Source organism: Streptomyces sp. NBC_01485, assembly GCF_036227125.1.
Lineage (GTDB): Bacteria > Actinomycetota > Actinomycetes > Streptomycetales > Streptomycetaceae > Streptomyces.
Genome location: NZ_CP109435.1, coordinates 2,907,531 through 2,933,501, shown reverse-complemented (window position 1 = coordinate 2,933,501; position 25,971 = coordinate 2,907,531). Strand labels below are relative to the sequence as shown.

The following is a 25,971-nucleotide window of genomic DNA, read 5'->3' as shown; positions in this document are numbered from 1 at the left end:
CCCGCCCCACCTGTGCAGGCTTCTGACCTGCGGAAACGTTCGTTTTTGGGTGTCGGGGCGTCAACTTTGCCTGAACGGACTGAATCCGCTGCTCGTGGGTTTGGTGTCGTTGCCGTCTGTGGGCGGCCGAGCTGGCCTGACCTGCAGAGATGCGCTGGCGTCGCGGTTCGGGAAGGCGCCGAGTGCGGCTGGTGCGGGCGGTTGGATGTCGAATTCGGGACGCTCGCAGGACGCAAGGAAACGGAAGCCACTGATCCGCTGCGTGCCTTCAACCCCTGCCAGGGGTAGGCAGGGGCATTGGAATGGCGGGTGGCAGGACGTTGTGTCTGGGCTTTCCTGATCACAGAGCCGCTGCTGAGGTCGGCCGGAGCGAGGGTTTACAGCCCGTACTGGAGACGGTCCAGAGACTTCTCGATGAGTCGTGTCACGGGGCTCGAGTCGTGGCCGCGAGGTACGACGAGGTTGCGGACCCTACGCGGCGACCGTTCTCGTGGCTGCGCTCCGCGCCCTCGGCTTCGACACATCCAATGGGCTCCTGTAGATGGAGACCAGGGCCCATCCGGTCAGCGGGGATGACACCGGACAGGCCCTGGCGTATTCGGGGTCCACTGGTTGCGGGGGAGATCAGCTGGGGCGATCCCGTCGCCGTCCGTCAGTCCAGGTGCAGCAGGACCGTGGTGTCCGGCGGCAGCAGTCCATCCGTGCTCACTGGTCCTGAGGTGCCCCGCGTGCGCGGGGCCGATCACTTGATCCCGATGAAGACCCTGACGGTCCCGGAGCTATCCCCGCGTAGAGCGTTTTGGGCTGTCCCGAAACGGCCCGAACAGAAAGCGGCCCTTCGGCGTACGAGGAGGCCGATGCGGCTCGCGCCTGCCGTAGGGCGCAAGGTCTTCCCGGCCCTTCGGCAGGGCCCCGCCGCAACTGGCGGGTGCGGCGGGGCCCTGGTCGGCGATGGGGTCAGTGCAGCGCGCCGACTTCGGTCGCCGAGAGTGTCCGTGGGTAGACGTGGACGTCGGCCACGGAGCCGGGGAAGGCCAGGTACGGGCTGGCGGCTGCTGCGCTGTTGATGCAGCCGCCGATGGTCAGGGGGAGTGAGGAGTCGTACTGGGGGCTGAGGTTGGTGGCGGTCCCCATCAGGGTTCCGTTTTGGTAGAGGGCCATCGAGCCGGTGCCGGACTTTCCGGCGATGGGTGCCCGGTAGGCGGCGACGAGGTGGGTCCAGGTGCCGATGGGGCCGGTGTCGGGGTCTCCTTCTGCGGTGGGGAAGTCGGAGTTCTCGTCGTTGGTGGTGGTGGTCTGGAACATCCAGGCCCTACTGGGCTTGTCGTACGAGAGGTAGAACGCCTGATGTTGGGTGGTGCCCTGGCAGACGGCGGTGGTGCCGAGAGCTGAGTTGATCTTCACCCAGGCCGAGACCGTGTAGTCACCGGCTGTGTTCACCGCGCTCTGCTTGCTCTTGAGGAAGCCGGTGCTGCCGTCGAAGGCCACGCTGCCGGCGGCCCCACTCGGTGCGTCGGTGCCGAAGGCGGCGCTGCCGGAAGCGGTGAGCGGGTTGAGGGCGGCGGTGTCGGCCCCGTTGGCGGCGAGCTTCCATTCGTCCTCGGGCATGCCGTTGTTCCAGCCCATGGGAACGATCACGCTGTCTGCGCCGGCCTGGCTCGCCTGCATCGCGTACGGGTAGGTGTGGACGTCGGCCACGGAGCCGGGGAAGGCGGCGTACGGACTGGTCGCATCGACGCTGTTGACGCAGCCGCCAATGGTCAGCGGGAGGGAAGAGTCGTACTGAGGGGTGAGGTTGGTGGCCGTTCCCATCAGGCTGCCGTTCTGGTAGATCGACATCACGCCTGTGCTCGTGTCCCCGTCGACCGGGGCCGTGTAGGTGACCAGAAGGTGGGCCCAGGTGCCAACGGCGCCGGTGTTGCTGTCGCCTTCCGCGGTGGGGAAGCCGGAGCTGGCGTCGTTGGTTGTGGTGGTCTGGAACATCCAGCCCTGGTTGGCGCTGTCGTAGCCGATGTAGAACGCCTGGTGCTGGCTGGTGCCTTGGCAGATGGCGGTGGCGTCGACGGACGAGTTGATTTTCACCCAGGCGGAGATGGTGTAGTCCCCTGAGGTGTTGACGGCGGTGTGGTCGCTCTCCAGGAATCCGGTGCTGCCGTCGAAGGACGCTGTGCCGGCACCGGCGTTGACCGCGTCCGGGCCGTCGGAGCCGAAGGTCGTACCGCCGACCGCGGTGAGCGGGTTGTCTCCATTGCTGTCGGTGCCGTCGGTGGCCAGCTCCCAATCGTCCTCGGGGGTGTCACTGCCCGTGGCGAGCGGGACGATCAGGTTCGGCGCGATGCCGACCACGGTGTTGGTGTCGTTGAGGTACCGGCCGGCGAGGTCGGTGTAGTAGGCGTTGGACGGGTTGCCGCCGGACAGGTCGGCCGCTTTCACGGTCGAGGAGGTGGCTGTGCCGTCCGTGGAGACCGCGGCGGCGAAGTCGATGACCTGGCTGGGGAAGTTGTCGAGCAGGTAGCTGTTCACCTGCTCGCGCGCGGATTCCTGGGTTGCCGTGCCCGGGTGGGCGGCGGTGAAGGGCGGGATGGTGGCGAGGTAGACGGTGATGTTGGAGTTCTGGGTGATCGGCTGGCCGGAGGCGTCGTAGGTCTGGCTGTCGTCGGTGAAGTACCAGCTCAACTGGCTGTTGAGGGAGCCCAGTCCGTTCTCCACGTTGGTGGCGCAGGTGCCGGCGTCGCTGGTGCAGTTGAGCAGGTCGGCGGCGCCGGTGGAGATGAGGACGGTGCGTACGTTGCCCTGGGCCAGCACGTTGTGGTCCACGGGGTTGAGCGCGTTTTTCGGGGTGGCGCTGTTGGTGATCTGGGGCAGCAGGTTGTTGCTCAGGCTGGTGCTGTTGGTGCCCGCGTTGAGGACCCCGTAGTCGACGGAGTTGTCCCCGTTGGAGTCGCTGACCAGGGCGCCTGTGATGGCGTCGCTGAGGTGGTGCTGGCCGTCGCCGCTTGCCGTGTCCCCGTTGACGGTCTGGTCGCCGTAGAGGACGAGCGAGCCGGTGGGCGCGGCGGTGGGGGTGGTGACGTCGATGCCGGCGAGGTAGGGCAGACCGGTGTAGGTGGTCTGCGTGTAGTTGGTGGCGGCGGTGTCGCCGGTTCGGTTGGCGGCGTCGCTGGTCCAGACGGGGGTCTGGGCCGTGGCGTGGCCGGGCATGGCGGACACTGCGCCGTGCACCTGCAGGCTGACCAGGACGGTCGCCTGCTGCGCGACGGCCAGGGTCACCGGGTCGCTGGTGGCGTCGCCGCCTGCAGGGATGGTGACGGAGGCGGAACCGCCGAAGGCCAGTGCTGTGGGTGCCGCGGCTGCGGTGGCGCCGCCCGCCGTGGTGTCCTGCAGTGCGACGGATGCCGCGTCGAAGGTCACCGGGTTGGTGCCCATGGCGTTGGACAGGTGGATACGCACCCCGTTGCCGTCATCGGTACCGACACTGACGTGCGCGGGGACACGGAGCGTCTGTCCGTTGACTGTGGCGGTGCTGCCGCTGGACAGCTGCACTTTGGCGGTGTCCTGGACCGAGGCCCAGGTGCCGACCCAGTGCTTGGCGCTCGATCCGCTGCCCGTGAGGGTCATCGGCCGCACGCCCAGTCCGAGGACGTGCAGGGCGGGCTGGCCGGTCTGGACGCCGTTGGTGAACAGCGGCAGGGAGATGCTGCTGATGACCGAGCCGGGGCATTGCAGCGGGACGCTGATGGCGTAGAGCTTCGGTCCGGAGGCCGGGCTGGTCTGGGTGTTGTTGCTGTGGTTCTCGTGGACGAGGGTGACCGAGGCCGCGGAGGTCGGGCCGGAGAGCCAGTCGGGCACGGTGTCCAGCTGGTAGTCCTGGTCGGCGGGATCGCTGCTCAGGCAGTTGTTCTTGGCGTACGTGAGGGCGCCCTTGGCGCCCTTGGCGGCGCCGCCGGTGGCGAAGGCGAGGAAGACCAGGGCGTCGCCGGTGTTCACCACGCCGCTGCCCGGCAGGGTGATGGTCTGCCCGGAGGCCAGCATGTTGTCGTAGGTGCCGGTGCCGAACTTCGGCAACGTGATGGTGGCGCCGTTGACGGTGACTGTCTTGTTGCTTTGCCAGCCGGCCGTGCTCGTCAGGTCGGCGGAGTTGATGCTGCTGCCGGAGCCGTCGGCGTCGGCCGGACTGGTCGTGGTGGTGAACGTGCTGGTGGCCGTGTTGTTCTGGCAGGCGCTGGTGGCGTTGATCGCGCAGGTCAGCGCCGGCCCGAGGCGCAGCACGTCGATGCCCGCCTGGTAGCCGGTCGAGCTGGGGTTCTTGCCGTCCAGGGTCAGAGTGACGGTGTGTACGCCCTGATTGAGGGTGAGCAGGTGCCCGCCGGCGTCCTTGGGGATGCCGAGGTTGACGAACTGGGTGGTCGTGTAGGAGTTGTAGGCGTCGAAGCCGCCGATCAGGGTGGACTGGGTGCTCTTGCCCGCGTCCAGGACCAGGCCGTAGATACCGTAGTCCTTGGCCTTGGTGAGGTTGGCCCCGAAGCTCCAGGGGCCGTCCTTGGGGACGTCGAAACTGAAGGTGGCGCTGTCACCGCTGACGGCCTTCGAGGTGGTGCTCTTGTTGCCGATCACGGCCTGGTAGCCGTCGGCGAACTCGTAGCCGCTGCCGGCGGCCTGGCTGACCAGCTGGCCGCCCGTGCTGGTGGTCGTCGCCTTGGGCACGGCGTTGGTGGTGCCGTCGGTGTTGGTCGCGGTCCAGCCGCTGATCATCTTGTCGCCGTAGGCGTACGTCGGGGTGCTGGTCCCGGCGTAGAAGGCGTAGGCCGTCTGGGAGATGGACGTCGAACCTGCCTGGTCCACCGCCTTGGCATACAGCGTGTGGGGCCCCACCACGCCAGGGGCGAAGGCAGGGGAGGCGCTTCCGTTGATGACCGAAGTGCCGGTGCCGGGGCCGTTGTCGGAGGTGGCGTAGTAGATCTTGCCCTGTGCGATCTTCGTGCCTGCTGCCAGGTGGATGACGCCGCTGCTGGTGTACACCGTGCTGCCGAGTGTGGCGTCCAGGGAGAACAGGTAGCCGGTGATGTTGTTGGTGCGGTTGTTGCCCAGAACGAAGGTGCCCTGGTCGCCGAAGGCGGCGCCGATCTGCTTGGCGGGGAACTGACTGGACGCCACTGTGGGGGAGGGCGGGGCGCTGGTGTCCACGGTGAAGGTCTGGGTCTTGGTCCAGATGCCGGAGCCGGTGCCGGCCCAGTAGCCTGCGGCGTTCTGGGCTGTGGCTTTCCAGGTGTAGGTGCCGTCCGGCAGGCTCGGTGTCGTCCAGTCGCTTCCGTTGGTGTTGTACCGGGCGCGTTTCTTGGAGTCGAGGTTCGGGCCGAAGCCTTGGTGCACCAGGGTGCCCGATGAGTTGTAGACGTTGTACTCGATGCGCAGGAGCTCGCTGCCGCCGGCGAGGTCGGGGTCGACCGCGCGGGCGGAGAGAGTCGGGGTGTGGGTGGTGGTCATCGTCTTGCCCGAGCTGACGATGGAGGGCTTGATGGCGGGTGTGCCGGTTCCGTTCTTGAGCTTGGGGCGGTAGCTGTAGGTGACCGAGAGTGTGGCACCGCCGCCGTAGGCGAGCTGCTTCCACTGGGTGGCGTCGTTCATGTTGGGCGACTGGACCATCAGCGTCATGCTGCTCCAACTGCCTGCCGCGGCGCTCACCGCCCGGGAGGTGACGTTGAATTCGAGTGACGGCGGGCTGACCCAGGAGTTGGCACCGTTGGTGACCGGGCAGGTGCCGGCCTCGTGACTGATCGGGTTGGTGCCGAGTGCGCCGGTGCGCCCGCCGGGTTCATGGCCCCAGTACAGCGAGGAGGAGCTCCATCCCGCGGGGCGGTCGGTGCCGTAGACGGCGGCCGGGGTGTCGGAGCAGGAGGCGGCGGAGAGTTGCTTCACATACAGCGAGGCGTGGCTGACCACAGCGCCTTTGATGCCGCTGGTGTTGATCTGGTAGTAGGTGCGGGCCCGTTCCCCATTGCCGGGGGTGTTGTTGTCCCACCCTTCCCGGGCGTTGGTGGCACCGGTGGTGGATGTGGAGTTGTAGACGTTCCACCCGTTGTCAGAGATCCGGGCCCAGTCGAGCTGGGAGGGCCTGCCGCTCCACTCCGGGTCCACGTAGACGGGGTATGTGGTGGTCTTCGCGGTGAGCAGGGACTTGTCCAGGCCGAGCAGTTGCTTGCCGTCTTTGAGGGTCACATGGACCTGGGCGCGGTGCTTGCCGACTTTGGCGGCTGCCGCGTGTTCGGCCAGGGCGGTGGGGGTGGTTGCCGTGCGGGCGAGGGCAGTGGCGCCGGCCTTCTGCCCGCTGCCGGTGCTGTCCCACATCAACGCGGTGTCACTGTGGAACACCGTCTTGCCGGTGCCCTTGTCAGTGGCCTGTACACCGCCGTTCGAGGTGGTGGCCAGCTTGAGGTTGGCCGAGGTGGTGTTCCACGCGAGGCTTTGCAGTCGTGGATCGGACGCGCTCTTGGGGGTCTTGACCACCAGGATCGAGGAGTAGCCGGAGGCGTCCGCGGTCAGCTGGAGGTCGACTCCGGGATACACCTCCGGGTAGGTGGCGGTGTCACCGGAGACCACTGGATCGGGCAACGCGCCTGGCCAGGAGAATCCCAGCCTGTCCGGCCCGCTGCGCAGCGTGACCAGCGCGCCGGAGCCGCCGCCGGAGAACGCCACGTCCGTAACTGCGGCCTTGGGCGCCCAGGTCCCGTCCCCGCGCCGCACCAGGGAGGTGTCGATGGGGACCCACTTTCCTTGCTGTTGCACACGCTGTGGCATCGAGGAGTCGGTCCGCGTGAAGGTGCCGTCCGGGTTGGCGACCACCTGGGTGCCGGTGTCGGTGAGTTGGTCGATGGTCACCGGCTTGCCGGTCGCCTTCGCCTTCACGGAGGCCGACTCTGTGGGGTTGAGGGGCCTGGCGGCGGACTGGGCTCCGTCGCCAGGCGAAGTGGCCTGGTGTGATGGGGCCGGCGCGCCGGATACGGCGTGCGCCGGTGCCGTAGCGGCCAGTGATCCGGCAGTCAGGGTGGCGGCGACGGCGGCGGCGATCGGCCTCGAGGCGGGGCGTCTGGGCGCGCGCACGGTTTTGTGAGGAGCGGACATCGGGGTTGGGGTCCTTCGCGGGTTCATGCGGTTCCCCCCGTGGGCCCCGCGCCGCTGTGCATTCTGTGTGGCCGGTGTGTGCGGGGTCCATCGTCAATGGATCGCCAAGCGCCCATCTGCAGTTCGCTTTTGACGCATTGGCGCCAACTTGCGCTCCAGTTTGGGTAATGCCTTTGTTCTTCCTGTGGAGACACTTTGCGTATGGGGTCGATATCAGGCCGTAGCGTGATCACCCGGCGGGGGGACTTGATCGACGTGTGCCCTCGTTTTGACGTGCACTCAAATAGCCGTATTTCAAGGCAACTTGGGCGGTTTGGGGCCGGGGGAGGGGACGCACAGCATGGCGCGGATTTCGGGGTGGAGACGCGGTCGAGCGGCCTGGGCTGCCCAGAGGGTTCGTCGCACGGCAGTGGTGATGGCCGGTGCCTTGGTGGTGGGCCTGCTGCCTTTCGGTGTGGCCACGGCAGCCTCTCCGGTGAAGCCGCAGGTGGCGGTTCCCGCCGCTCCGCACAACAAACGGGTTTCCTTGGCCCGGCCCTGGCCCAAGCGGAGTTCATCTCCCAAGCATTTCAAGCACTTTGACCCCAGCGGGCACATGAAGCTCCCCGCGCCGGGCAGCGCCCTGGTGACCCTGCCCAACGCGGCTGCCTCCGCGAGCCTGAGCGCCAAGGCGACTCAGGTGCGGGCCGGAAGCCTGCCCGTCCTGCTCGGTGCTGCCGCGGGTCCGCAGCCCCGGTCAGCCGCTGTCCCCCGGTCGCAGCGGGTACGGGTGACGATGCTGGCCCAGAAGTCCGCGCGCGTGGCCGGTGTCCACGGTGTGCTGTTCACGCTGCAGCGCATCAGCCTCGGGAGCGGTGAGGTCGCGTTGCGAGTGGACGACTCGTCGTTCCGCTACGCCTTCGGCGGTGACTTCGCCTCGCGCCTGCACCTGGTTCAGCTGCCCGTCTGTGCGCTGACCACGCCAGAGCTGGCCAAGTGCCAGGCTCAGACTGCGGTGCGCACCGTCCCTGGAACGCCGCTGTCCGCGCAGGTCGCTGTTCCGGGCCCGAGTGCGGCGGCGTCGGGTGCCGTCGGCTCTGCCCGGCTGGTGACGGCGTCGTCCGGTGCCATGGTTGTTCTGGCTGCGACCGCGGGCGCCTCCGGCTCGTCCGGTGACTACTCGGCGACCAGCCTGACGCCGGGTGGCTCCTGGTCGACCTCGGGGAACACCGGCTCGTTCACCTACAGCTACCCGATCGCGGTGCCGTCGGCGCTTGGCGGAGCGGCCCCGAATGTGGACCTGTCGTACAACTCCGCCGGCCAGGACGCGCGCACCGAGGGGACGAACAACCAGTCCTCGTGGCTGGGTGACGGCTGGGCCTCGACGGAGAACTTCGTCGAACGCACCTACAAGTCGTGCAACGACGACTCCTCGTCCGGCGCTCCGAAGAATGACGGCGACGAGTGCTGGGCGGGACAGATCCTGACCCTGTCACTGAACGGCAGCTCCACCGACATCGTCTATGACGACGCGACCAAGACCTTCCGTCCAGCCGACGACAACTCCACCACCAAGATCGAGGACCTGAGCAACGGCACGAACGGCACCAAGAACGGGGAGTACTTCAAGGTCACTGAGGGCGGAGTGCAGTACTTCTTCGGCCTCAACCGCCTGCCGGGCTGGTCCAGCGGTAAAGACGAGACCAAGTCCGTGTGGACTGTCCCGGTGTACCACGCGCACAGCGCCGTGTCGGACTGCCCGGACAACACCGACTTCGCCTCCACCTCCTGCACACTGGGCTACCGCTTCAACCTGGACTACGCCGTTGACCTGCACGGCAACGCCACCGCCTGGTATTACACGCCGGAAACCGGCTACTACGGCGCGGACATGAAGGACACCGCGGTGTCCTACACCCGAGGCGGCACCCTGTCCCGCATCGACTACGGCATGACCGCCACAACGATCTACTCCGGCACTGCGCCGGAACAGATCGTGTTCGACGCCTCCGCCGAACGCTGCATCGCCGGCACCCCCTCCGGCAACACCTGCGCGGACAGCCAGTTCACCACCGCCAATGCCGCGTACTGGCCGGATGTGCCGGTCGACCTCAACTGCACCTCTGGCTCGTCGAGCTGCACCAACCACGGTCCGAGCTTCTGGTCACGCAAACGCCTCACGGCGATCACCACCCAGATCCAGACGGGCGGCACAACCAAGCAGGTCGACAAGTACACCTTCACCCAGTCCTTCCCCGACGGCGGAGACCACGCCCCCACCCTGTGGCTGGACTCCATCAAGCGCACCGGCCTGGACACCCTGGGCGGCGCGTCGAGCAGCACCTCCACGCCCGCGGTGAGCTTCGACCCGCCGCTGCAACTGCCCAACCGCGTCGGCACCATCCCCCAGATGCCGCTGATGTACCACGACCGCATCCAGACGGTCACCAGCGAAACCGGCGCCCAGACCACCGTCACCTACGACCGGCCCAACTGCTCCAGTGCCCCGGCCAGCGACCCCAACGACCCGTCGGACGCCGCCGCCAAGACGTTTGCGTCGACCAATACGCTGTCCTGCTTCCCCGTGTACTGGACACCCGACGGACAGCCGGCGCCGTGGATGGACTGGTTCTACAAGTACAAGGTCACCGCGGTCGTGACCGAAGATACGCACAACTCCTACCAGGACGGCACCGAGCCCAAGCTGGAAACGGACTACGCCTACAAGGGCAACCCCGGCTGGCACTACGACGACAGCGAGGTCGTCAAAGCGAAGAACCGCACCTGGGGCCAGTTCCGGGGCTACCCCGAAGTGGACGTCACCACCGGTGACCCGAGCGTGTTCCACAAGACCAACGGCGCCAACGTCTACGACCAGAAGACCCTGAGCAAGACCTACTACTTCCTGGGCATGAACGGCGACACCCTGCCCGGCGGCAAGACACGCTCAGTGCCGGCGCTGACCAGCCAGGACAGCACCGTCAGTGTGGCGGACAACAACGCGCTGGCCGGGCGGGTCTTCGAGTCCGACACCTACGCCAGCGCCACCGGCAGCCTGAACACAGCCACCGTCACCGTGCCCACGATCCTCGGGCCCACGGCCTCCCGGTCCCGCAGCGGCCTACCGGACCTCACCGGGCAGATGGTCCGCACCGCCAAAAGCCTCACTCGGCAGGCGGTCTCCTCCGGCTGGCGCAAGACCGAGACCGACACCTTCTACAACACCACCCTGGGCAAGCTGACGACCGGCATGCCCGTACAGGTCGACGACCGCGGCGAAACCGCGGACAGCAACAACGTCACCAATTGCACGTACAACCGCTACGTCACCGGCAGCGTGGACACCCTCGTGCTGCCTGCCGAGACCATCGCCACCGACCAGGACTGTTCCGCAGCCGGAGCGACTCCCGGCAGCACACTGATCTCCGACGTCCGCACCTCCTACGACAGCAACGCCTTCACCTACGACGGGGACGGCCAGCACAACCCGGCGCTTCCCAACAACGGTGACGTCACCCTGGTCCAGAAAGCGTCCGCTTCCACCGGCGCCACCGCGACCGCGTTCGTCGACGAGTCCTCGGTCACCTATGACGGCTACGGCCGCGTCACACTGACCACACGCACGCCCCACTCCACCGCCCCCAACGGCGCCAGCCTGTCCCAAAACACTGCCACCGGTTACACGCCGGCCACGGGAGAGCTCCCGACGGGCATCGTCACAGCCACTCAGGTCACCCCCGGAGCCACCTGCACCACCGCCACCACCAGCTCCAAGGACTGCCAGGTCGCCAGCAGCACCATGGACCCGGCTCGCGCCCAGCCCACCACCCAGACAAATGCGGCCGGCCGACTCACCTCACTTACATACGACGCGCTCGGCCGCCTCAATGGGGCATGGCTACCCAACGAGAGCAAGATCAACGGCGCCCCCGCGAACACGACCTACACCTACAGCCTGTCCCAGACAGGGCCCTCGTTCGTTGCCGCCAACTCCCTCCTGGACAACGGCAGCTACGCGACCAGCGAAACTCTGTACGACGCCATGCTGCGCCCCTTGCAGACGCAGGCGACCGCAGAGAACTCGAGCATGACGGTCAGTGATACCCAGTACGATTCGCACGGCTGGACCGTTGTCACCAACAACGCCTACAACGTCGCAGGCAGCCCTCGCAGCGTCCCGGTCCCCGTCTCCCAGGTGACCATCCCCGACACCACCGTCACCGACCACGACGGAATGGGCCGCGCAGACCTGGTCACCGAGGAGCACAACGGCCTCAAGACCTGGACCACGACCACCGCCTACACCGGGGACAAGACCACCGTCCTGCCCCCCAAGGGCGGCGTGGCCACCACCACAGTCGTCAACGCACGCGGCCAGAGCACCGAACTCGACCAGTACACCGCCGCCCCCGCCCTCTCCGGCACCGCGGCCAACGGGTTCACCGTCACCGGCGGCACCACCTCATCCACCGCCTACGGCTTCGACGCTGCCGGACAGCAGCACCAGGTCACCGGCCCCGATCAGACGGTATGGACGTTCAACTACGACCTGCTCGGGCGCAAGACGTCGCAGAACGACCCGGACGTGGGCAAGAGCAGCTACGGCTACGACGACGCCGGCAACCTCGTGTCCACCACCGACGACGCAAAGCAGACCGAACTCGACTACACCTACGACCTCCTGGGCCGCAAACTCACCGGCAGTGACAAGTCGAAGGGCAACTTCCAGTTCGCCTCCTGGCTGTACGACACGAAGCGCATCGGCCTGCCGACCTCATCGACCCGCTACGTCCAGGGCACCACTGGCGGTTACACGGTCGCCGCCACCGGCTACACCGCCCTCGGCAAGCCGACCGGCACGACGATCACCCTGCCGGCCTCCGAGGCGCCGCTGCCGTCGACCTACACGACGACCTACACCTACACCATCAACAACCAGCTGCTGCAGACCCAGAGCGACCCACGTACCCAGGGGCTGACGAGCGAGGGCATCACCTACGACCACGACGTGCTGGGCAACCCGACGGAAACGAGCAGCAGCGCCAACATCTACGTCGCCGCGACCGTCTACACGGACTTCGGTGCGCTGTCCCGGGTCACTCAGGGCGCCTCGACCAACCCGGCCACGACCGTTTACGACTACGACGACCAGACCCTCCGGCTGAAGGAACGCGTCATCAGCCGGACCCAGGCGCCCGGCCCGACAGTCGATGACACCAAGTACGCCTACGACGCCTCCGGCAATCCGACCTCCACCACAGACCAGCAGTCGGAAACCGGCAACACCGTCACCGACCAGCAGTGCTACAACTACGACGCCCTCGACCGGCTCACCGACGCCTGGACGGCCAATGACAACTGCTCCGCCAACCCGCCCACGGCCGGTACCCTCACCACAACGCCCGGCTCCTACTGGCAGTCCTTCAGCTACGACGCCATAGGCAACCGCCACCAGAGCGTCGACCACGCCATCGGCAGCTCAGGCACCACCGCCACCACCTACACCAACGGGTGCACCGCCAACTGCAACGCCACCGGCGTCCAGCCCCACACCCTCACCGCCACCACCGGCGGCACCAACCCCACGACCTTCGGCTACGACGAAAACGGCAACCTGCACACCCGCACCCCCACCACCGGACCTGGCCAGACCCTGACCTGGGACGACGAAGGCCACCTGGCCCAGGTGGACACGGGCGGCTCCAGCCCCACGACCACCAAATACCTCTACGACGCCGACGGCAACCAGCTCATCCGCCGCGACCCCGGACAGACCACCTTCTTCGCCGGCGACACCGAGATCGTCGCCAACACCGGCGTCACCCCCAACGTCCTCCTCGGCGCCGTCCGCACCTACACCCACGGCGGCGCCGGGACCCCCGTGGCCGTCCGCTCCAGCCTTACGGGCGGGGGACTGAAGTACCTGTTCAACGACCCGCACGGCACCGCGACCCTCTCGATGGACACCACCACCCAGAAAGTCGCCCGCCAGCAGTACACCCCCTACGGCCAGCAACGAGCCAGCGCCAACACCACCACCTGGCCCGACCCCACCCGCTCATTCCTCGGCAAACCCCAGGACACCACCACCGGCTACACCGACATCGGCGCCCGCAAGTACGACCCCACCCTGGGCCGCTTCATCAGCGCCGACCCAATCCTCCAGCCGACCAGCCCGCAGTCACTCGGCGGCTACACCTACGCCGACGACAACCCTGTCACCACTTCAGATCCCACCGGACTGTGCCCTGACATCGACTGCCCGACCCGCCCCGACCCGAACGCCGAGAACACCACACCGGGACACGCACCGGGCCCCAGGAGGAACTCCCAGAATTACCAGGCAGCCCTGGGCCAGGGCAACGTTCTCAGCCCCGCTTTCCACAAGAAATACGTGGAGATCTACCCGCAGGTCTTCATCCCTCGCAAATGGAAATACGCCAACCAGTTCGCCAAGATCTTCAACCAAGAGACCGACACCGCGTGCCGGGACTTCGGTTGGGACTGCCTGGCTGACCCGCAGGACGCTTCAGAGGCTGAGGCCGACCAACACATCATTACCCATCTGAAGTTCCTCACCTGCATGGCACTCGGCCACGGAACCGGATGCCTGGGCAAGACAGGTACCTCCGTCGGGGTGGCCGCAGCGGCGATATTCGCCCTCACCGGGGGCGGCGGCGAGGGGCCGGGCGCTTCTGGGCACGCGGTCGGGAAGGGGGACGACCCCCTGGTTCCTGGATTGGTTGACGATATCAATGCCAGATACCCCGGGCACGTCCGGGCTCAGGGTATTGATATCTTCGGAGCAGATGGGCGGGTGCTCACAGATTTCGATATTGTGACTCGGAACGCGGTGGTTCAGGTCAAGTCGGGCTCCGGCAAGGGTGCATTGAAACAGGCCCAAAGGACTGAGGAATTGACGGGTTATCCGGTAATTGTCTACCTCCCGCAAGGTCGCGGAAGTGTGATCAAGAGCTTGGAAGAGAATGGCATCATGGTTACTCGCGACAAAAATGTTCTGCTGGACGTTCTGGCCCCATAGCTCAAGTTGGGGTCTAGTTGTCTATCGAGATAGGAAGGACCCATGCGACCTACCATCGTTCTCCTCAGCCCCCCGGAGGATCATCAGCGGATTGTGGCCCGACTTCAACAAGTTGGGACCTATAAAAAGGAGGCGATCCTCGATCGGCTCGATCGAGGGGAATGCAGCTTCGGGGTAGACGTGTCCGGGGGCGTTCTAGGTGAATTCGACGAAGAGGAATTGGATGAAATCGGCCGCCGGATTGGCGAATTTCAGGCGATTCTACTCGAATATTCCGGAGTTTTCTGTATTCGCGATCTCTTGGGTGAGGTGATTCAGGGAGTGTCGGGCTTGATGGATACAAATTACGGTGAAATCATTGAGTATGAGGAGGTTTTGGCGCGCTTTCGTCGTGAACGTCTTTGGGATTGGCGCTCCGCGGCAGCTGGGTAAGTGCGGGCGAGTTCCGCCTTTGGATGTGATTTGAGTCGAATTGGAACCTATGACGAGGGTCTCAAGTACCTCAAGGAGTGAGTCCTTCGCGATTGAGATGGTGGCCCCGGCCTCGGAGGGTGGTACCGATTCCTCCGAGGCGGTTGGCCGGATCGTAGTTGGTGACTTCAATGAGACCTTCCGCATGGCCTTGGGATTCTGGAGTGAGTCAGATTACCTCCAGTCGTGGTGCCGCGCTCTTCGGGAGCTTGGCAGTGGAACGGCAGTGACTTCATGCCTTGTCGCGTCCATAACGGACCCAGAGGTGAGTAATTTTCTCTTTTGTTGGCCGCTCTACCGTGAAGGGGAAAAGGTATTTGTTCAGAATTCAGTCATATTTCTCGATGAACTAGTCGAGACATTTAACGTCGAGGAGCCGTGGCGCTTTGTTGGCCCACGTCGCGCAGTGAGTGAGTATGGCGATCGAATTTCTGAGTGGTCAACCGATATTAGTGAAGTAGAAAAGTTCCTTTCGTTGAAGATGGGCTAATAGGGGGCAATGCCGATCCAGCTGCAAGGCCCTCACTTACCTGTACGACGCCGACGGCAGGTCAATGGCGTCGCGCTGGAGTCGGACGTGGGCGTAGACAATCCAGCTGGCGTTGCCCCCGCGATCTGGGCGAGGTACCCGCTCACAGGTCCAGGTTGCCGAAGCGATGGGCGTCACCCAGGCCCGCGTCTCACGCATCGAGAAGGGCCAACTGGAGCGCAGCGAGGTCGACGCCCTCGCTGCCTACGTCAAGGCGCTCGGCGGCAAGCTGAAGATCGTCGCTGACTTCGGTGATGAGACCTACGTCCTCGGCTGACCTGATCGACAGGTTGGGACCCAGGTCCATGCGTCTCTGATGGACAAGCTCGCCTCTTGAAGGCAGGGATGATGCTCCGCCCCGGTACCTGGGACGGAGCATCGTCGCGTCGGTAGAGGACTCCGCTGTGCGAGGGTTCCATCCTCTTGGCTGAACTGGGCGGACGCGGCTGCTGGTGTGGTAAGCGTCCAACTCATCGCCCCCCCAGGGGCCATTGAGGGGCCACAAGGACAGGAACAGACCGACAAGCACTGCACAAGGCTGACACAGATCAGCACGTCTGACCTGCAAGAACGGCGTGAATCGGCAATGATCGGCAAGGCCCGCCAAGATCTCCAAAGGACTCATAATCCGTCGGCCGTGGGTTCGAGTCCCACCCGCCCCACTTTCACGGTCGAGTGCAGGAACGTTCTCACCTGCGGCAGAGCATCAAGCCCCTCCGAGCGGAGGGGCTTTCTTCGTCTCCGAAGATCGTTAGCTCAGCCGGGGCTCAACCGAGGTGCAGTTGATCACCCGAAGCTGCCCGCCGCGGGTACGCCGTTCTGGCAGCCTGGCGAGCTCGGCTCACGATCAGGAGGCACTGATGCCCGAAGACCCCACCGGCGGCTACGTCACTAACCCGCGAGAGACCAAGCTCCTCATGACCCAGAGCGTCGAGGACGTTACCCGTTTCATGGAAGGCGCCGAGATGCTCGGCACCGGCCTCCAGGTGCGACGGGTCGCAATCCCGGTGGGGCACAGCGATCCCTACGTCTTCCAGGAGTGGTGGGAAGTCCGCGTGTTCGACGACCCTCACCTTGGCCGAGAGTACGAACCGGAGTAGACGTGATGCGGCCCCGGCCGGCGACGGGGCGTCCTCCGCGCACCTCTGCCGCCAACTTGGCGGAAGAGGGTCAACCGAAAGCACTGGTCAGGGGGATGGACCAGTAAGACACTGGCCCATCTCCCGGAGAGTGGCACGGGTTGGCCCCGGTCGCGACGCGCTACGACCGGGGCCAGGATCCCGCCCGCCCCCGAAAGTACGGGGTACGGGGCGGGCGGGAGATCAGTGGGCTATCGGGCGTGTTTCCCGTGCTGGCGCAGCAGGACGTTGCAGTCGGACGCCCGTGAGTAGTCGCCCTCGGCGTTCGCCGTGGCCCGCTTACGGTCCAGGTCGGCGCAGATCGCACACTCGGGCGCGGGCTCGGGCGGCTGGGGCGGGAACAGGCGGTCGACGTGGTTCCTCACGACTGTGTCCTTTCCGAGCGCTGGTGGCAGGTGCAGCGGCAGCGGGGCATGAGCACCACGCCACTGGAATACGGCAGAGGAATGTCCCGGGTCTGCCGACACCGGTCGTGCAGGTCTTCCCAGCCGGGCCTGCGTGCCACCGCGCACTCGGCCGACAGAGTGTCGGCGGCGGTTGTCACGGGCACTCGCCCCTCGAGCGGGCGTTGGCGGCGGCCACGTCCTTGCTGAGGGTCTCCGCCGTGGTGGCGGGCCGGAGGTCTTCGGGGCGGGCGTTCCATTCGATGCCGCCCCCGACCGGGCGGAGCCAGACGCGGGAGCCGACGAAGTCCACCACCCGGCCGGTCTTGTTCGCTCCCGCATCGACGGCAATGTCGTCGATGCGAGGCTCGTATGAGCCGGGGTCAGACGGCGGCTGGTCCCGGTCTGCCGGAGTCGGCGGTGGGGTGGTAGAAGTTCTCACGTCGGCGCTCCTCGAAGCGTTGGCCGCGCCCCGGGGCCGTTCACGCGGTCGCCGGGGTTTGTCGTGTCTCCCGACGCTAGGAAGGCGCACCGCGCAAGCGCCACGAAGTTGCACCGAATTACATGGCAGTTACCCGTCCGGGGTGTGGTTGGCATGCCCTCTTGACCCCGTGACCCGTGGGCATGACGGGGGTGTAAATCGCTGCAACCGACTAGCGCGGAAGGCCAGCACCCATGAGCATTCACTTCGTTGGGATCGACCCCGACACGGACGAGGACGGATGCCCGACAGTCTGGGTGGACGCGGACACAGCAGACCTGCTGATCCAGAGCTACCGGGCCGACGAGGAGACGACCGCGATGTGCGACGGACTCTCTCCGGCCAGGGCACCGATCCCGCCCGGCGAGACCGTGATCAGGATTCCGGCCCGTCTGGTCCCGATCATCAGGAAGGCGTGCGATGAGCTCGACCCCGGAGTTCGCTGAACTCCTCGCCGGCGCTGCGAAGACGGCAGTCCACCTGGAGATGCGGGACGCCTACTTCAGCAACCCCCGCTTCGAGGCCTGGCAGAACGATGAGCGCATCAACTGGGACGACCGGTCGGCCTGGTGGCGTCCGTACCACCAGGACATCGCAGACGCTGTGGCCCGCGGCGTCCAGGTCCGCAGGGCCCGTGTGATCTCGGAGCCGGTCACCGACTACATCGCTTGGGAGCACTACCAGACCCGCGCCAACGTCGAGGCGGGCGAACAGGTGCGGTGGCTGCCCCGGCACCAGGCGTGGGATCTCCTGCTGCCGGGCAGCGACCTGTGGGTGTTCGACGGTCAGATGATGCGCGTCCATCACTTCTCCGGCGACGGCGAGTGGAACAGCAAAGAGCTGTGCGACGATCCAGCCGTAGTCACGCAGCACGCCGCAGCGTTCGAGCGGGTCTGGAGCCGCGCCATCCCGCACGACGAGTACGAGATCAAGTAGCCCGACATGCCCTCCTTCCCGACGTCCAGCGTGCAGGAAGCACGCGCAGCTCTCGCCGCACGCCTGCGAGAGCTGCGCCTGGACGCGGGCATCACCGGCAAGGAACTCGCGGGGCGCTGCGGCTGGTCCGTCGCCAAGTCGTCCCGCATCGAGAACGCGCACACCGCCCCGTCCGACGCGGACATCCGCGCTTGGTGCACGGCTTGCGGCGCAGACGGTCAGGCGGCGGATCTGGTCGCTGCCAACCGGCAGGCCGACTCCATGTACGTCCAGTGGAAGCGGCTTCAGCGCACGGGCATGAAGCAGTTGCAGGAGGCGTCCACCCCGCGGTACGAGCAGACCCGCCTGTTTCGCGTGTACGCCTCCCACGTGATCCCCGGCTACCTGCAGACGCCCGGCTACGCGACCGCCCTCATGATTACGATCGCGAGCTTCCGCGGCACCCCGGACGACGTGAGCGAGGCAGTCGAGGCCCGCATGCGCCGCTCCCGCGTCGTCCACGAAGGCGACCACAGGTTCGCGACGCTCATCGAGGAGAACGTCCTGCACCACCAGGTCGGCGACACGGACGTGATGGCCGGCCAGCTCGGCAGTCTCCTCGCCGCGATGGCACTGCCGGCGATGTCGATCGGGATCATCCCCGCAGCAGCGCCCCGGGAACAGATCATGTGGCCGCTGGAGCAGTTCACCGTCTTCGACGACGTGCGCATCCACGTGGAGCTGCTCGCCGCGAAGGTGACCGTCACGGCCCCCGGCGAACTGGACATCTATCTCCGGGCGTTCGCACGGCTAACGGAGCTGGCGGTGTACGGGGCGGAGGCGCGCGCCCTGATCCTCCGGGCCATCGAGGCGCTGCACTGACCCCGGACATGACGAAGGCGGCCCCGCCCTCCGATGAAGAGCGGGGCCGTAGACGTCCGGTCAGGCGGCTGCGTGTGCCTGCCAGCGGTCGAAGACGAAGTCGGCGCCGAGGACGGTGGCGTAGGCCACCTCGTAGGACACCCTCCCGTAGACCGGCAACACGGCCACGGACACCCAGTGCTACCAGTACGACGCACTGGACCGACTGTCCCAGGCATGGACCGCGAAGGCCGCCTGCCCGGCGCAGGGCACCGACCCCACCGCCGCGACCGTCGCCGGCACGGCCGGGTCGTACTGGCAGTCCTACAACTACAACACCATCGGTGACCGTACCCAGGTGGTCGATCACTCCACCACCGGTGGGGCGGACGTCACCACCGGCTACGTCGAAGGCTGCACCACCGGTTGCAATGCCACCGGCACCCAGCCGCACACCCTCACCAAGACCACCGGCGGCAGCAACCCGGCCGACTTCGTCTACGACGCCGCGGGCAACCTGCTCACTCGCACCCCCACCGGCAGCGGCGCGGGCCAGAACCTGACCTGGGACGACGAAGGCCATCTGGCCCAGGTCGACACCACCGGAAGCAGCCCCACCACCACCAAATACGTCTACGACGCCGACGGCAACCAACTGATACGCCGCGATCCCGGGAAGACCACGCTGTTCGCGGGCGACACCGAGATCGTCGTCAACACCGGCGTCACTCCGAACGTCCTGCTCGGCGCCGTTCGCACCTACTCGCACGGTGGCGCCGGCAGCGCGGTGGCGGTCCGTTCCAGCCTGCCCGGCGGAGGCATCGACTACCTCTTCGACGACCCGCACGGCACCGGCACCATTGCCATGGACACCACCACACAGAAGGTGTCCCGTCAGCAGTACACGCCGTACGGGCAGCAGCGGGCCAACGCCAACGACACCGCGTGGCCCGACCCCACCCACTCGTACCTCGGCAAGTCCCAGGAAGCCGCCACGGGTTACACCGACGTCGGCGTCCGCAAGTACGACCCGGCGCTGGGACGTTTCATCAGCGTCGACCCCAAGTTCGAGGCCACCGACCCGCAGCAGCTCGGCGGCTACGCCTACTCCGGTGACAACCCCGTCACCAACGCCGACCCCAGTGGCCAGATGTACCCGGCGGACATGGGCCCCGGGCCGTCCTACCGCCCGCCGACGGACGCGACGGACTGGCTCTTCCGCGGCTCCACCGTGGGCTTCGGCGGTTCGGAGAACATTCAGTCCACCGGATTCACACCGACCTCTTCGGACCCCGGTGTCTCCACCCACTTCGCCACCCAGGCCGCGAACGACTATCACGGGCAGGGTGTGCTCCACATCCTGAACAGGCAGGACCTCGTCGATCTGGAAGTGGTAGACAACTACTACCAATCGCTCCCGCAGGAGAGCGAGGTGTTGGTCGGGGGGTCCGCCACCGATATCGCCAAGCGGGCCCGGGTGACGATTCCGGTCGAGCAGGCGCGCAGCATGCTGTCCAAGATGGGTGTCGACGTCGATCCGTCCACCAGGCTCGCGGACCTGAACGGCAACCTTAAAATGACCCCCAAAATGACTCCCGATCAGATCGAGGAGTTCGCCAAGAGCGCCGGGGCCACCGGTGGTTCGGGCAGCGGGGCCGCCTCGACCGCGAGCAAGCTGGCGGACTCGGCGGGCAGCGACGCGGGCTTCATCACGGTCGGAGGCGCGTTGAAGGGCAGCCTCTTCGTCGGCGCGGTGGCTCTCTCCGCCTACGACGTCGCCAAGGCGCCGCCGGCCCAGAGGCTCCACACCGCCACGCGGGACGCCGCGGGCCTTGCGGGCGGCCTCGCGGGCGCCGCCTACGGCGCGGAGGTGGGTGCGTCGATCGGCTCGGCATTTCCTGGTGTGGGTACCGTCGTGGGCGGTGTCGTCGGGGGTGTCGTCGGAGGCATCATCGGCAGCGGTGCGGCGTCCGACGTGGCCGACAAGGTCATGAATTGGTTCTGACCCTGGATGGAGGCATCCTCAGCATGAGTAGCACCGAGCCTGTCGGACTACTGCAAGTGGCGATCGTGTACGAGCGGCCCTCGGCGCACAAGGTGGTCTGTCACGCCCGCTGCATCAGTGTGGGGAAGAGCGTCTTCCCCGGCGATTCAGTGCTTCCGGAGGACAGCCCACCGGATGACCGGACTTCCCCGGCCCGGGTGCTCCGGATATACAGACAGCCCTTCGGGGAGTTCACCGAACTGACCCCCGGCTGGAGCGCCGTCGTCGAACTCGAGGGCATGGACCTGTCCTGGGTGCAGCCCATGGCGAACCTCCGAGTGGTCCCGCCGACGACCGGCACGGAGCGGTGACAGGCGGACTGAGCACCGCCTTCGGCGGCAGCCGACCAGAACCTGTGCCGTGGTGATCGGGCCGAGGCTGAGGATCTCCCTTCCGAGATCCTCAGCCTCGGCCCGCAGGGACTGGACGCGCCGGCGGCTGGCGCAGAGCACGGACGGTCATGCGGTACTGGATGCCCTGGGCCGCGCGTGGTCCAGCAGCTGTCAGATCAGATCACCATCACCGCGAACGGCTCCCCGGGGCGGCCCCGCCCTGGCGTGGTCTGTCACCGGTTGGTGACCTGTACGTAGACGTCCTTGCCCGCGAAAACGGCCGCAGAGGCTCTACTCATCCGGGGGTAGAGCCTCTGCGGCCAGTCCGACCAGCGAAAACGTCAAGGAAGAACGTGGATCGGCAAGGCCCGCCAAGATCCCCCAAGGGACCTTGGCGGCTTAGAACTCCTAACGAAATGATCTTCGAAATGGTTGGATCGCTCTGGGCCTGGCGATCTGGGGTGGCGCGGCCGAAGCCGTGGGAAGTTGACGAGTTGCGGGCGGTGGTCGAGCCGCTGTTGCCCAAGGTGGGGCGTCGGGCCCGGAATCCCGGGCGCAAGCGGCATCCAGACCGGCTGGTTTTCCAGGGCATCCTGTTCGTGCTGCACACCGGGATCTCCTGGGAACACCTGCCGCAGGAACTCGGCTTCGGCTCGGGCACGACTTGCTGGCGCCGCCTGGCCGAGTGGACCGAGGCAGAACCGGCAGCAAGCATCACCTGATCACCGCTGCCACCGGCATCCCGCTCGCCGCCACCCTGTCCGGCGGAAACCGCAACGACGTCACCCAGTTGATCCCACTACTCCAGGCGGTACCACCGGTGCGGGGCAAGCGAGGCCGGCCCCGGTGCCGCCCGGACATCGTGCTGGGCGACCGTGGCTACGACCACGACAAGTACCGCCGTCTGGCCGGGGATCTCGGAGTGAAACCGGTGATCGCCCACCGAGGCACCGAACGGCTCCGGACTTGGCACCCAACGCTGGGTCGTCGAGCGCACATTCGCCCACCTGCACTGGTTCCGCCGCCTGCGGATCCGCTGGGAGATCCGCGACGACATCCACGAAGCCTTCCTCACCCTCGGATGCGCACTGATCTGCTGGAGACGCCTGAACTCATCCGGATAGAGGTTCTTTCTCCGGCACGACTGGTGGCAGCGGTTCACGAGCTGCGTGCCAGGCAGGGGGGAGGGCAGCGACGCCCGTGCGAGCGGCGATCACCCCGCCCGCGATAGCGCAGGTGGTGTCGATGTCACCGCGCCCGGCGACCGTGAGCCACAGGCCCTCGTGCAGGTCGCCGAGGTGCCCCGCCGCGCACCACAGGGCGTAAGGGGCGGTGTCAGGCCCAGACATCCTGTAGCCGGAGCCCAGGACCTCCGCAGCGTGCCGAACCGAGGTGTGCTCCGGCATCCGGGCCGCGATCCGCACTCCCGACCGGACGTCGCTTTCGGGGAGTCGTTCGGCGACTGCCTGAAGGAAGTCCGGGCGTGCTGGGGCAGGCCCGCCCCGGCTGCGTGTTGCCAGCGCCGCGGCAAGGGCGACCGCCACCGCCGCGGCGATCGCCTCCGGGTGGTGGTGCGAGACCGCGCCCTGGCAGGCGGCCTGCTCGGCGACGACGTCGAGGTCGACGGCGTGCCAGGCGCCGAGCGGGGCGGCGCGCATGGCCGCGCCGTTGCCCCAGGAGCCCTGGCTGCCGAACTGTCCGGCGACCACCTCCCGCCAGGGCTCGCCCGCGCCGATCCGACGGAGCACGTCATGCATCGAGGCTCCGTAGCCGCGGTGCGTGTCCTCGGCGTAGGCCGTCGCGAGGCCCAGGGCGAGGCGGTCCTGGTCCACGGTGCCGCCCCCCTCGGCGAGTTCCCGGACGAGAACAAGCGCCTGGACGGTGTCGTCACTCCACTGCCACAGCGGCTCCGGGGGCAGTGTCCGCGCCTCCAAGGCTGCCGAACCGTCCCCGCGCAGGATGCCGAACCAGCGGTCACCGAAGGCGTCACCGAAGGCAAGCCCCTGCAACGAATCCAGCGCAGCTGTTGGAAGATTGATCATCGGAGCAGTATCACAGCGCGACGGCGCCCCGATACACCGTTTTCGGCGCGGACATGCCTCTGATCCGGACATGGCGCTGAGCGATCGCAGTTGCAACCAGGATGAGTACCGCTGCCCGGTCTGGGACCTGGAAGTCGCTGATCGCCCGCTGTTGTACCGAGCAGGGCACAACGTTGGCGCGTGGAGCTGGAATCCACCGGTTCCGCTATCTGCAAATCCACGGAAAGCACTCGACGACACCCATGAAGCGTTCCTTCCCTCAGGGGCAAGCGCCGACCGCAGTGCGGGGAAAACGGCCCGTACAGGAAACTGCCCGAGGGACACTCGGGGTGCGCCGAGACGGCTCACACGGCATGGCGGCTGCGTGCCCAGGGAGCTGGACCGAGGAGACAACCCTTCTGGCCTCGGACGGGGATCATCCGGGAGGGGCGTCCTGGTAGGGCAGGTCCTCGGTGCCTGCTGCCATTCAGCCGGGTTGAGTCCCCAATGAGTCCGTTCGTGCGAAGAGCACCACATCGGGAACGTGTACCTGCGCCGCGGCAGCGGATTCCGCTCGCGTGCCGAGGGGACGGGCGGAGCTCAGGGGAGGTGCGGCGCGAGCCACACCGCGCGCCGCAGTGGATCCTCATCCGCGTGATCGGGAAGAACTGCGTACCTCCTGGGGCTTGCCCAGTTCCGACACGTTTCGGCACCATGCGGGGCAATGGGCTGTTGCTACCAGCCATGGAATGCCGACGTCGCGGTGGTGCGTCACTGTCGCTGCGAGCACGACGCATCCGGCATGTGCTGGTCATGTACACCGGCTGCCTCACCGTCCGTTGGTCTTCGGAGCTGCGGCCAGGCTGGACACGTCCACCATCGGCCTGCTGATCAACGCTGAGCTGCTGGTGGCAGGCCTGGTGACGCTGTTGCAGGCGCTCGGCATGGGCAAGGTGCTGGGTGAGCGGCTACCGGTTGTCGCCGGTGCGACCTTCAGCGCGGTGACTCCGATGATCCTCATCGCGGGCGAGTACGGCATGCAGGCGGTATGTGGATGTAAGGCAGGATGGGACATGGCCGCGCAGACCTGTTTGATCTTCACGCATCAGACAACTCGCGAGGCCGTCTCCATGTCCCCACACTCACCGGCCAAGATCAATCGCTGGTCGGCCCAATAGGGTCGGAGGCATGACGACACCCTTTGCCGGCAGTGCCTTCGACGCGCTCCGCCTCGACGCCGTGCCCGACCAGGAGGCGTTGCGCCGGGTCTACGAACTCCCCGGCGACGCGGCCGTGCGCAAGCAGATGACCGAACTCACCGAGCAGACCCGGCGGTTGATCGGCTGCTCATCACTGGTCCTGGTCGCCAGCGCGGATGCCGAGGGCAACTGTGACGTCTCCCCGCGCGGCGGCCCCGCCGGGTTCGTCGCCGTCCTGGACGCACGGACGGTGGCGATACCGGACGCGACCGGCAACAAGCGTCTGGACACCCTGCAGAACGTCGTCGCCACCGGACGGGCCGGGCTGCTGTTCGTCATCCCGGGGCGCACCACGACGCTCAGGGTGAACGGCCGGGCCTGCGTCTCCACCCGCCCGGAGCTCCTGTCGCGGCTGACCGCCGTGGGCAAGCCGCCGGCCAGTGCGCTGGTGCTGGGGATCGAGGAGGTCTACCCGCACTGCCCCAAGTCGCTGCTGCGCAGCGGGGCCTGGAAGCCGGAGGAGTGGCTGTCGGCGGACGCCCAGCCGGCCTCGGCCGAGGTGACGCTGGCCCAACTGCGGATGCCGGAGCTGACGATCGCCGACATCGAGCAGGCGGAGGCGGACTCGCTGAAGTACCGGTACGAGTAACGGGCCGACCTGCGATTGCTGAACCGCTGGCCAGCCGGACCGCCAGGCCGGCCCGCCCCGAGATCAATCGCGGGGCAGCCCGTAAGCGCCCCGGATCATGAGAACGGGCCCGAGGACCAGCACCGCAGCACTCGCGCCACACTCGGCAAGGACGGCTACAGCGCAGGACCGTCGCCTTCGTGTTCCTGGTGGGAGTAACGCTGTTGCTTCCACGGGTCACCGACGTTGTGGTAGCCGCGTTCCTCCCAGAAGCCGCGGCGGTCCTCGGTGAGGTACTCGATGGCGCGCAGCCACTTGGGGCTCTTGTAGCCGTACAGGTGGGGCACGACCAGGCGGAGCGGGAAGCCGTGTTCGGCGGTGAGGGGCTCGCCGTTGTGGTGGGTGGCCAGGAGGGTGTCGGGGGCGGCGAAGTCGGAGAGGCGGAGATTCGCGGAGTAGCCGTACTCCGCCCAGGCCATGACGTGCGTGACCTCCGGACGAGGCGGGATCAGGTCCAGTACGGCAGCGGCGGGGATCCCGTACCACTCGTGGTCGGTGGAGGTGGGCCCGGTCGCGCAGTGCAGGTCGGCGACGACCGTGAGGTGGGGGAGCGTGGTGAGGTCGTCGAAGGTCCAGCTGTGCTCGGTGCCGGCGGCGGTGGCGCCGTGGACACGGAGATTCCAGCGGTCGGGGCGGAACCGTGGGACGGGCCCGTAGTGGGAGACGGGCCAGCCGTTCACGCGACGCTGGCCGGGAGGAACGTGGTGGGGTGTGCCGGTCGGGCCGGAACGCTCACCTGCCACTGTCCACTCCCTCTCGCCCCATCGG

General features: G+C 67.1%; 17 protein-coding genes and 1 pseudogene. 13 read left to right on the top strand and 5 right to left on the bottom strand.

Going from position 1 to position 25,971, the window contains the following annotated elements; all coding sequences use genetic code 11:
- Nucleotides 1–957: 957 nt before the first annotated feature.
- Nucleotides 958–6,903, bottom strand: a complete 5,946-nt coding sequence (locus tag OG352_RS13455; protein ID WP_329216970.1) for a LamG-like jellyroll fold domain-containing protein — start codon at nt 6,901–6,903, stop codon at nt 958–960.
- 811 nt (nt 6,904–7,714) lie between these two features.
- Between OG352_RS13455 and OG352_RS13450 the strand changes: the two genes are divergently transcribed.
- The 5 genes from OG352_RS13450 (at nt 7,715) to OG352_RS13430 (ending at nt 16,240) form a co-directional block, all read left to right on the top strand.
- A complete protein-coding gene (locus OG352_RS13450; RefSeq protein ID WP_329216969.1) occupies nt 7,715–14,140 on the top strand; it encodes an RHS repeat domain-containing protein in 6,426 nt (2,141 codons plus the stop codon).
- 42 nt (nt 14,141–14,182) lie between these two features.
- Entirely contained in the window at nt 14,183–14,572 is a 390-nt protein-coding gene (locus tag OG352_RS13445) for a hypothetical protein (RefSeq protein WP_329216968.1), read from the top strand.
- Nucleotides 14,573–14,621: 49 nt separating this feature from the next.
- Nucleotides 14,622–15,101: a hypothetical protein gene (locus OG352_RS13440; RefSeq protein ID WP_329216967.1), complete on the top strand. Its 480-nt coding sequence runs from the start codon at nt 14,622–14,624 to the stop codon at nt 15,099–15,101.
- A gap of 112 nt (nt 15,102–15,213) precedes the next feature.
- The gene (locus OG352_RS13435) at nt 15,214–15,417 is read left to right on the top strand and encodes an XRE family transcriptional regulator (RefSeq protein WP_443072249.1); all 204 of its coding nucleotides are present in this window, start codon (nt 15,214–15,216) and stop codon (nt 15,415–15,417) included.
- Between the two features lie 583 nt (nt 15,418–16,000).
- A complete protein-coding gene (locus tag OG352_RS13430; RefSeq protein WP_329216966.1) occupies nt 16,001–16,240 on the top strand; it encodes a hypothetical protein in 240 nt (79 codons plus the stop codon).
- A gap of 230 nt (nt 16,241–16,470) precedes the next feature.
- Here OG352_RS13430 and OG352_RS13425 read toward each other — a convergent pair whose 3' ends face one another.
- Together OG352_RS13425 and OG352_RS13420 are read right to left on the bottom strand one after the other, a co-directional pair.
- Nucleotides 16,471–16,644, bottom strand: a complete 174-nt coding sequence (locus OG352_RS13425) for a hypothetical protein (protein ID WP_329216965.1) — start codon at nt 16,642–16,644, stop codon at nt 16,471–16,473.
- Nucleotides 16,645–16,819: 175 nt separating this feature from the next.
- Complete coding sequence (locus OG352_RS13420) at nt 16,820–17,104, bottom strand: hypothetical protein (protein WP_329216964.1); 285 nt, start codon at nt 17,102–17,104, stop codon at nt 16,820–16,822.
- Nucleotides 17,105–17,337: 233 nt separating this feature from the next.
- Between OG352_RS13420 and OG352_RS13415 the strand changes: the two genes are divergently transcribed.
- From OG352_RS13415 to OG352_RS13390, 6 genes and pseudogenes are all read left to right on the top strand, one after another.
- Nucleotides 17,338–17,589, top strand: a complete 252-nt coding sequence (locus OG352_RS13415) for a hypothetical protein (RefSeq protein WP_329216963.1) — start codon at nt 17,338–17,340, stop codon at nt 17,587–17,589.
- The gene (locus tag OG352_RS13410) at nt 17,564–18,079 is read left to right on the top strand and encodes a DUF6879 family protein (protein ID WP_329216962.1); all 516 of its coding nucleotides are present in this window, start codon (nt 17,564–17,566) and stop codon (nt 18,077–18,079) included. The genes OG352_RS13415 and OG352_RS13410 overlap by 26 nt, the downstream gene beginning before the upstream one ends.
- Before the next feature lie 6 nt (nt 18,080–18,085).
- The gene (locus OG352_RS13405; protein WP_329216961.1) at nt 18,086–18,940 is read left to right on the top strand and encodes a helix-turn-helix domain-containing protein; all 855 of its coding nucleotides are present in this window, start codon (nt 18,086–18,088) and stop codon (nt 18,938–18,940) included.
- A gap of 337 nt (nt 18,941–19,277) precedes the next feature.
- Entirely contained in the window at nt 19,278–20,924 is a 1,647-nt protein-coding gene (locus OG352_RS13400) for an RHS repeat-associated core domain-containing protein (protein WP_329216960.1), read from the top strand.
- A gap of 23 nt (nt 20,925–20,947) precedes the next feature.
- Nucleotides 20,948–21,274 carry a hypothetical protein gene (locus tag OG352_RS13395; RefSeq protein WP_329216959.1) on the top strand — a complete coding sequence of 109 codons (327 nt, stop codon included), beginning with the start codon at nt 20,948–20,950 and terminating at the stop codon, nt 21,272–21,274.
- A 449-nt stretch (nt 21,275–21,723) separates the two neighbouring features.
- Nucleotides 21,724–22,419 (top strand): annotated as a pseudogene (locus OG352_RS13390) (IS5 family transposase).
- Here OG352_RS13390 and OG352_RS13385 read toward each other — a convergent pair.
- Complete coding sequence (locus OG352_RS13385; RefSeq protein ID WP_329216957.1) at nt 22,408–23,337, bottom strand: ADP-ribosylglycohydrolase family protein; 930 nt, start codon at nt 23,335–23,337, stop codon at nt 22,408–22,410. The pseudogene OG352_RS13390 and the gene OG352_RS13385 sit on opposite strands and share 12 nt — an antisense overlap.
- An 818-nt stretch (nt 23,338–24,155) precedes the next feature.
- Between OG352_RS13385 and OG352_RS13380 the strand changes: the two genes are divergently transcribed.
- Both OG352_RS13380 and OG352_RS13375 read left to right on the top strand, forming a co-directional pair.
- Nucleotides 24,156–24,494 (top strand): solute carrier family 23 protein, encoded by a 339-nt coding sequence (locus tag OG352_RS13380; RefSeq protein ID WP_329216955.1) that lies wholly within the window; start codon nt 24,156–24,158, stop codon nt 24,492–24,494.
- A 10-nt stretch (nt 24,495–24,504) separates the two neighbouring features.
- The gene (locus tag OG352_RS13375; protein ID WP_329216954.1) at nt 24,505–25,164 is read left to right on the top strand and encodes an MSMEG_1061 family FMN-dependent PPOX-type flavoprotein; all 660 of its coding nucleotides are present in this window, start codon (nt 24,505–24,507) and stop codon (nt 25,162–25,164) included.
- Between the two features lie 155 nt (nt 25,165–25,319).
- Here OG352_RS13375 and OG352_RS13370 read toward each other — a convergent pair whose 3' ends face one another.
- The gene (locus tag OG352_RS13370) at nt 25,320–25,946 is read right to left on the bottom strand and encodes a molybdopterin-dependent oxidoreductase (RefSeq protein ID WP_329216953.1); all 627 of its coding nucleotides are present in this window, start codon (nt 25,944–25,946) and stop codon (nt 25,320–25,322) included.
- Nucleotides 25,947–25,971: the final 25 nt, after the last annotated feature.

What these genes read in the sequence shown, in the direction of transcription:
- OG352_RS13450 (WP_329216969.1), top strand. Translation starts at nt 7,715, where the DNA reads ATGAAGCTCCCCGCGCCGGGCAGCGCCCTGGTGACCCTGCCCAACGCG.
- OG352_RS13445 (WP_329216968.1), top strand. Translation starts at nt 14,183, where the DNA reads ATGCGACCTACCATCGTTCTCCTCAGCCCCCCGGAGGATCATCAGCGG.
- OG352_RS13440 (WP_329216967.1), top strand. Translation starts at nt 14,622, where the DNA reads ATGACGAGGGTCTCAAGTACCTCAAGGAGTGAGTCCTTCGCGATTGAG.
- OG352_RS13430 (WP_329216966.1), top strand. Translation starts at nt 16,001, where the DNA reads ATGCCCGAAGACCCCACCGGCGGCTACGTCACTAACCCGCGAGAGACC.
- OG352_RS13415 (WP_329216963.1), top strand. Translation starts at nt 17,338, where the DNA reads ATGAGCATTCACTTCGTTGGGATCGACCCCGACACGGACGAGGACGGA.
- OG352_RS13410 (WP_329216962.1), top strand. Translation starts at nt 17,564, where the DNA reads ATGAGCTCGACCCCGGAGTTCGCTGAACTCCTCGCCGGCGCTGCGAAG.
- OG352_RS13405 (WP_329216961.1), top strand. Translation starts at nt 18,086, where the DNA reads ATGCCCTCCTTCCCGACGTCCAGCGTGCAGGAAGCACGCGCAGCTCTC.
- OG352_RS13395 (WP_329216959.1), top strand. Translation starts at nt 20,948, where the DNA reads ATGAGTAGCACCGAGCCTGTCGGACTACTGCAAGTGGCGATCGTGTAC.
- OG352_RS13385 (WP_329216957.1), bottom strand. Translation starts at nt 23,337, where the DNA reads ATGATCAATCTTCCAACAGCTGCGCTGGATTCGTTGCAGGGGCTTGCC.
- OG352_RS13375 (WP_329216954.1), top strand. Translation starts at nt 24,505, where the DNA reads ATGACGACACCCTTTGCCGGCAGTGCCTTCGACGCGCTCCGCCTCGAC.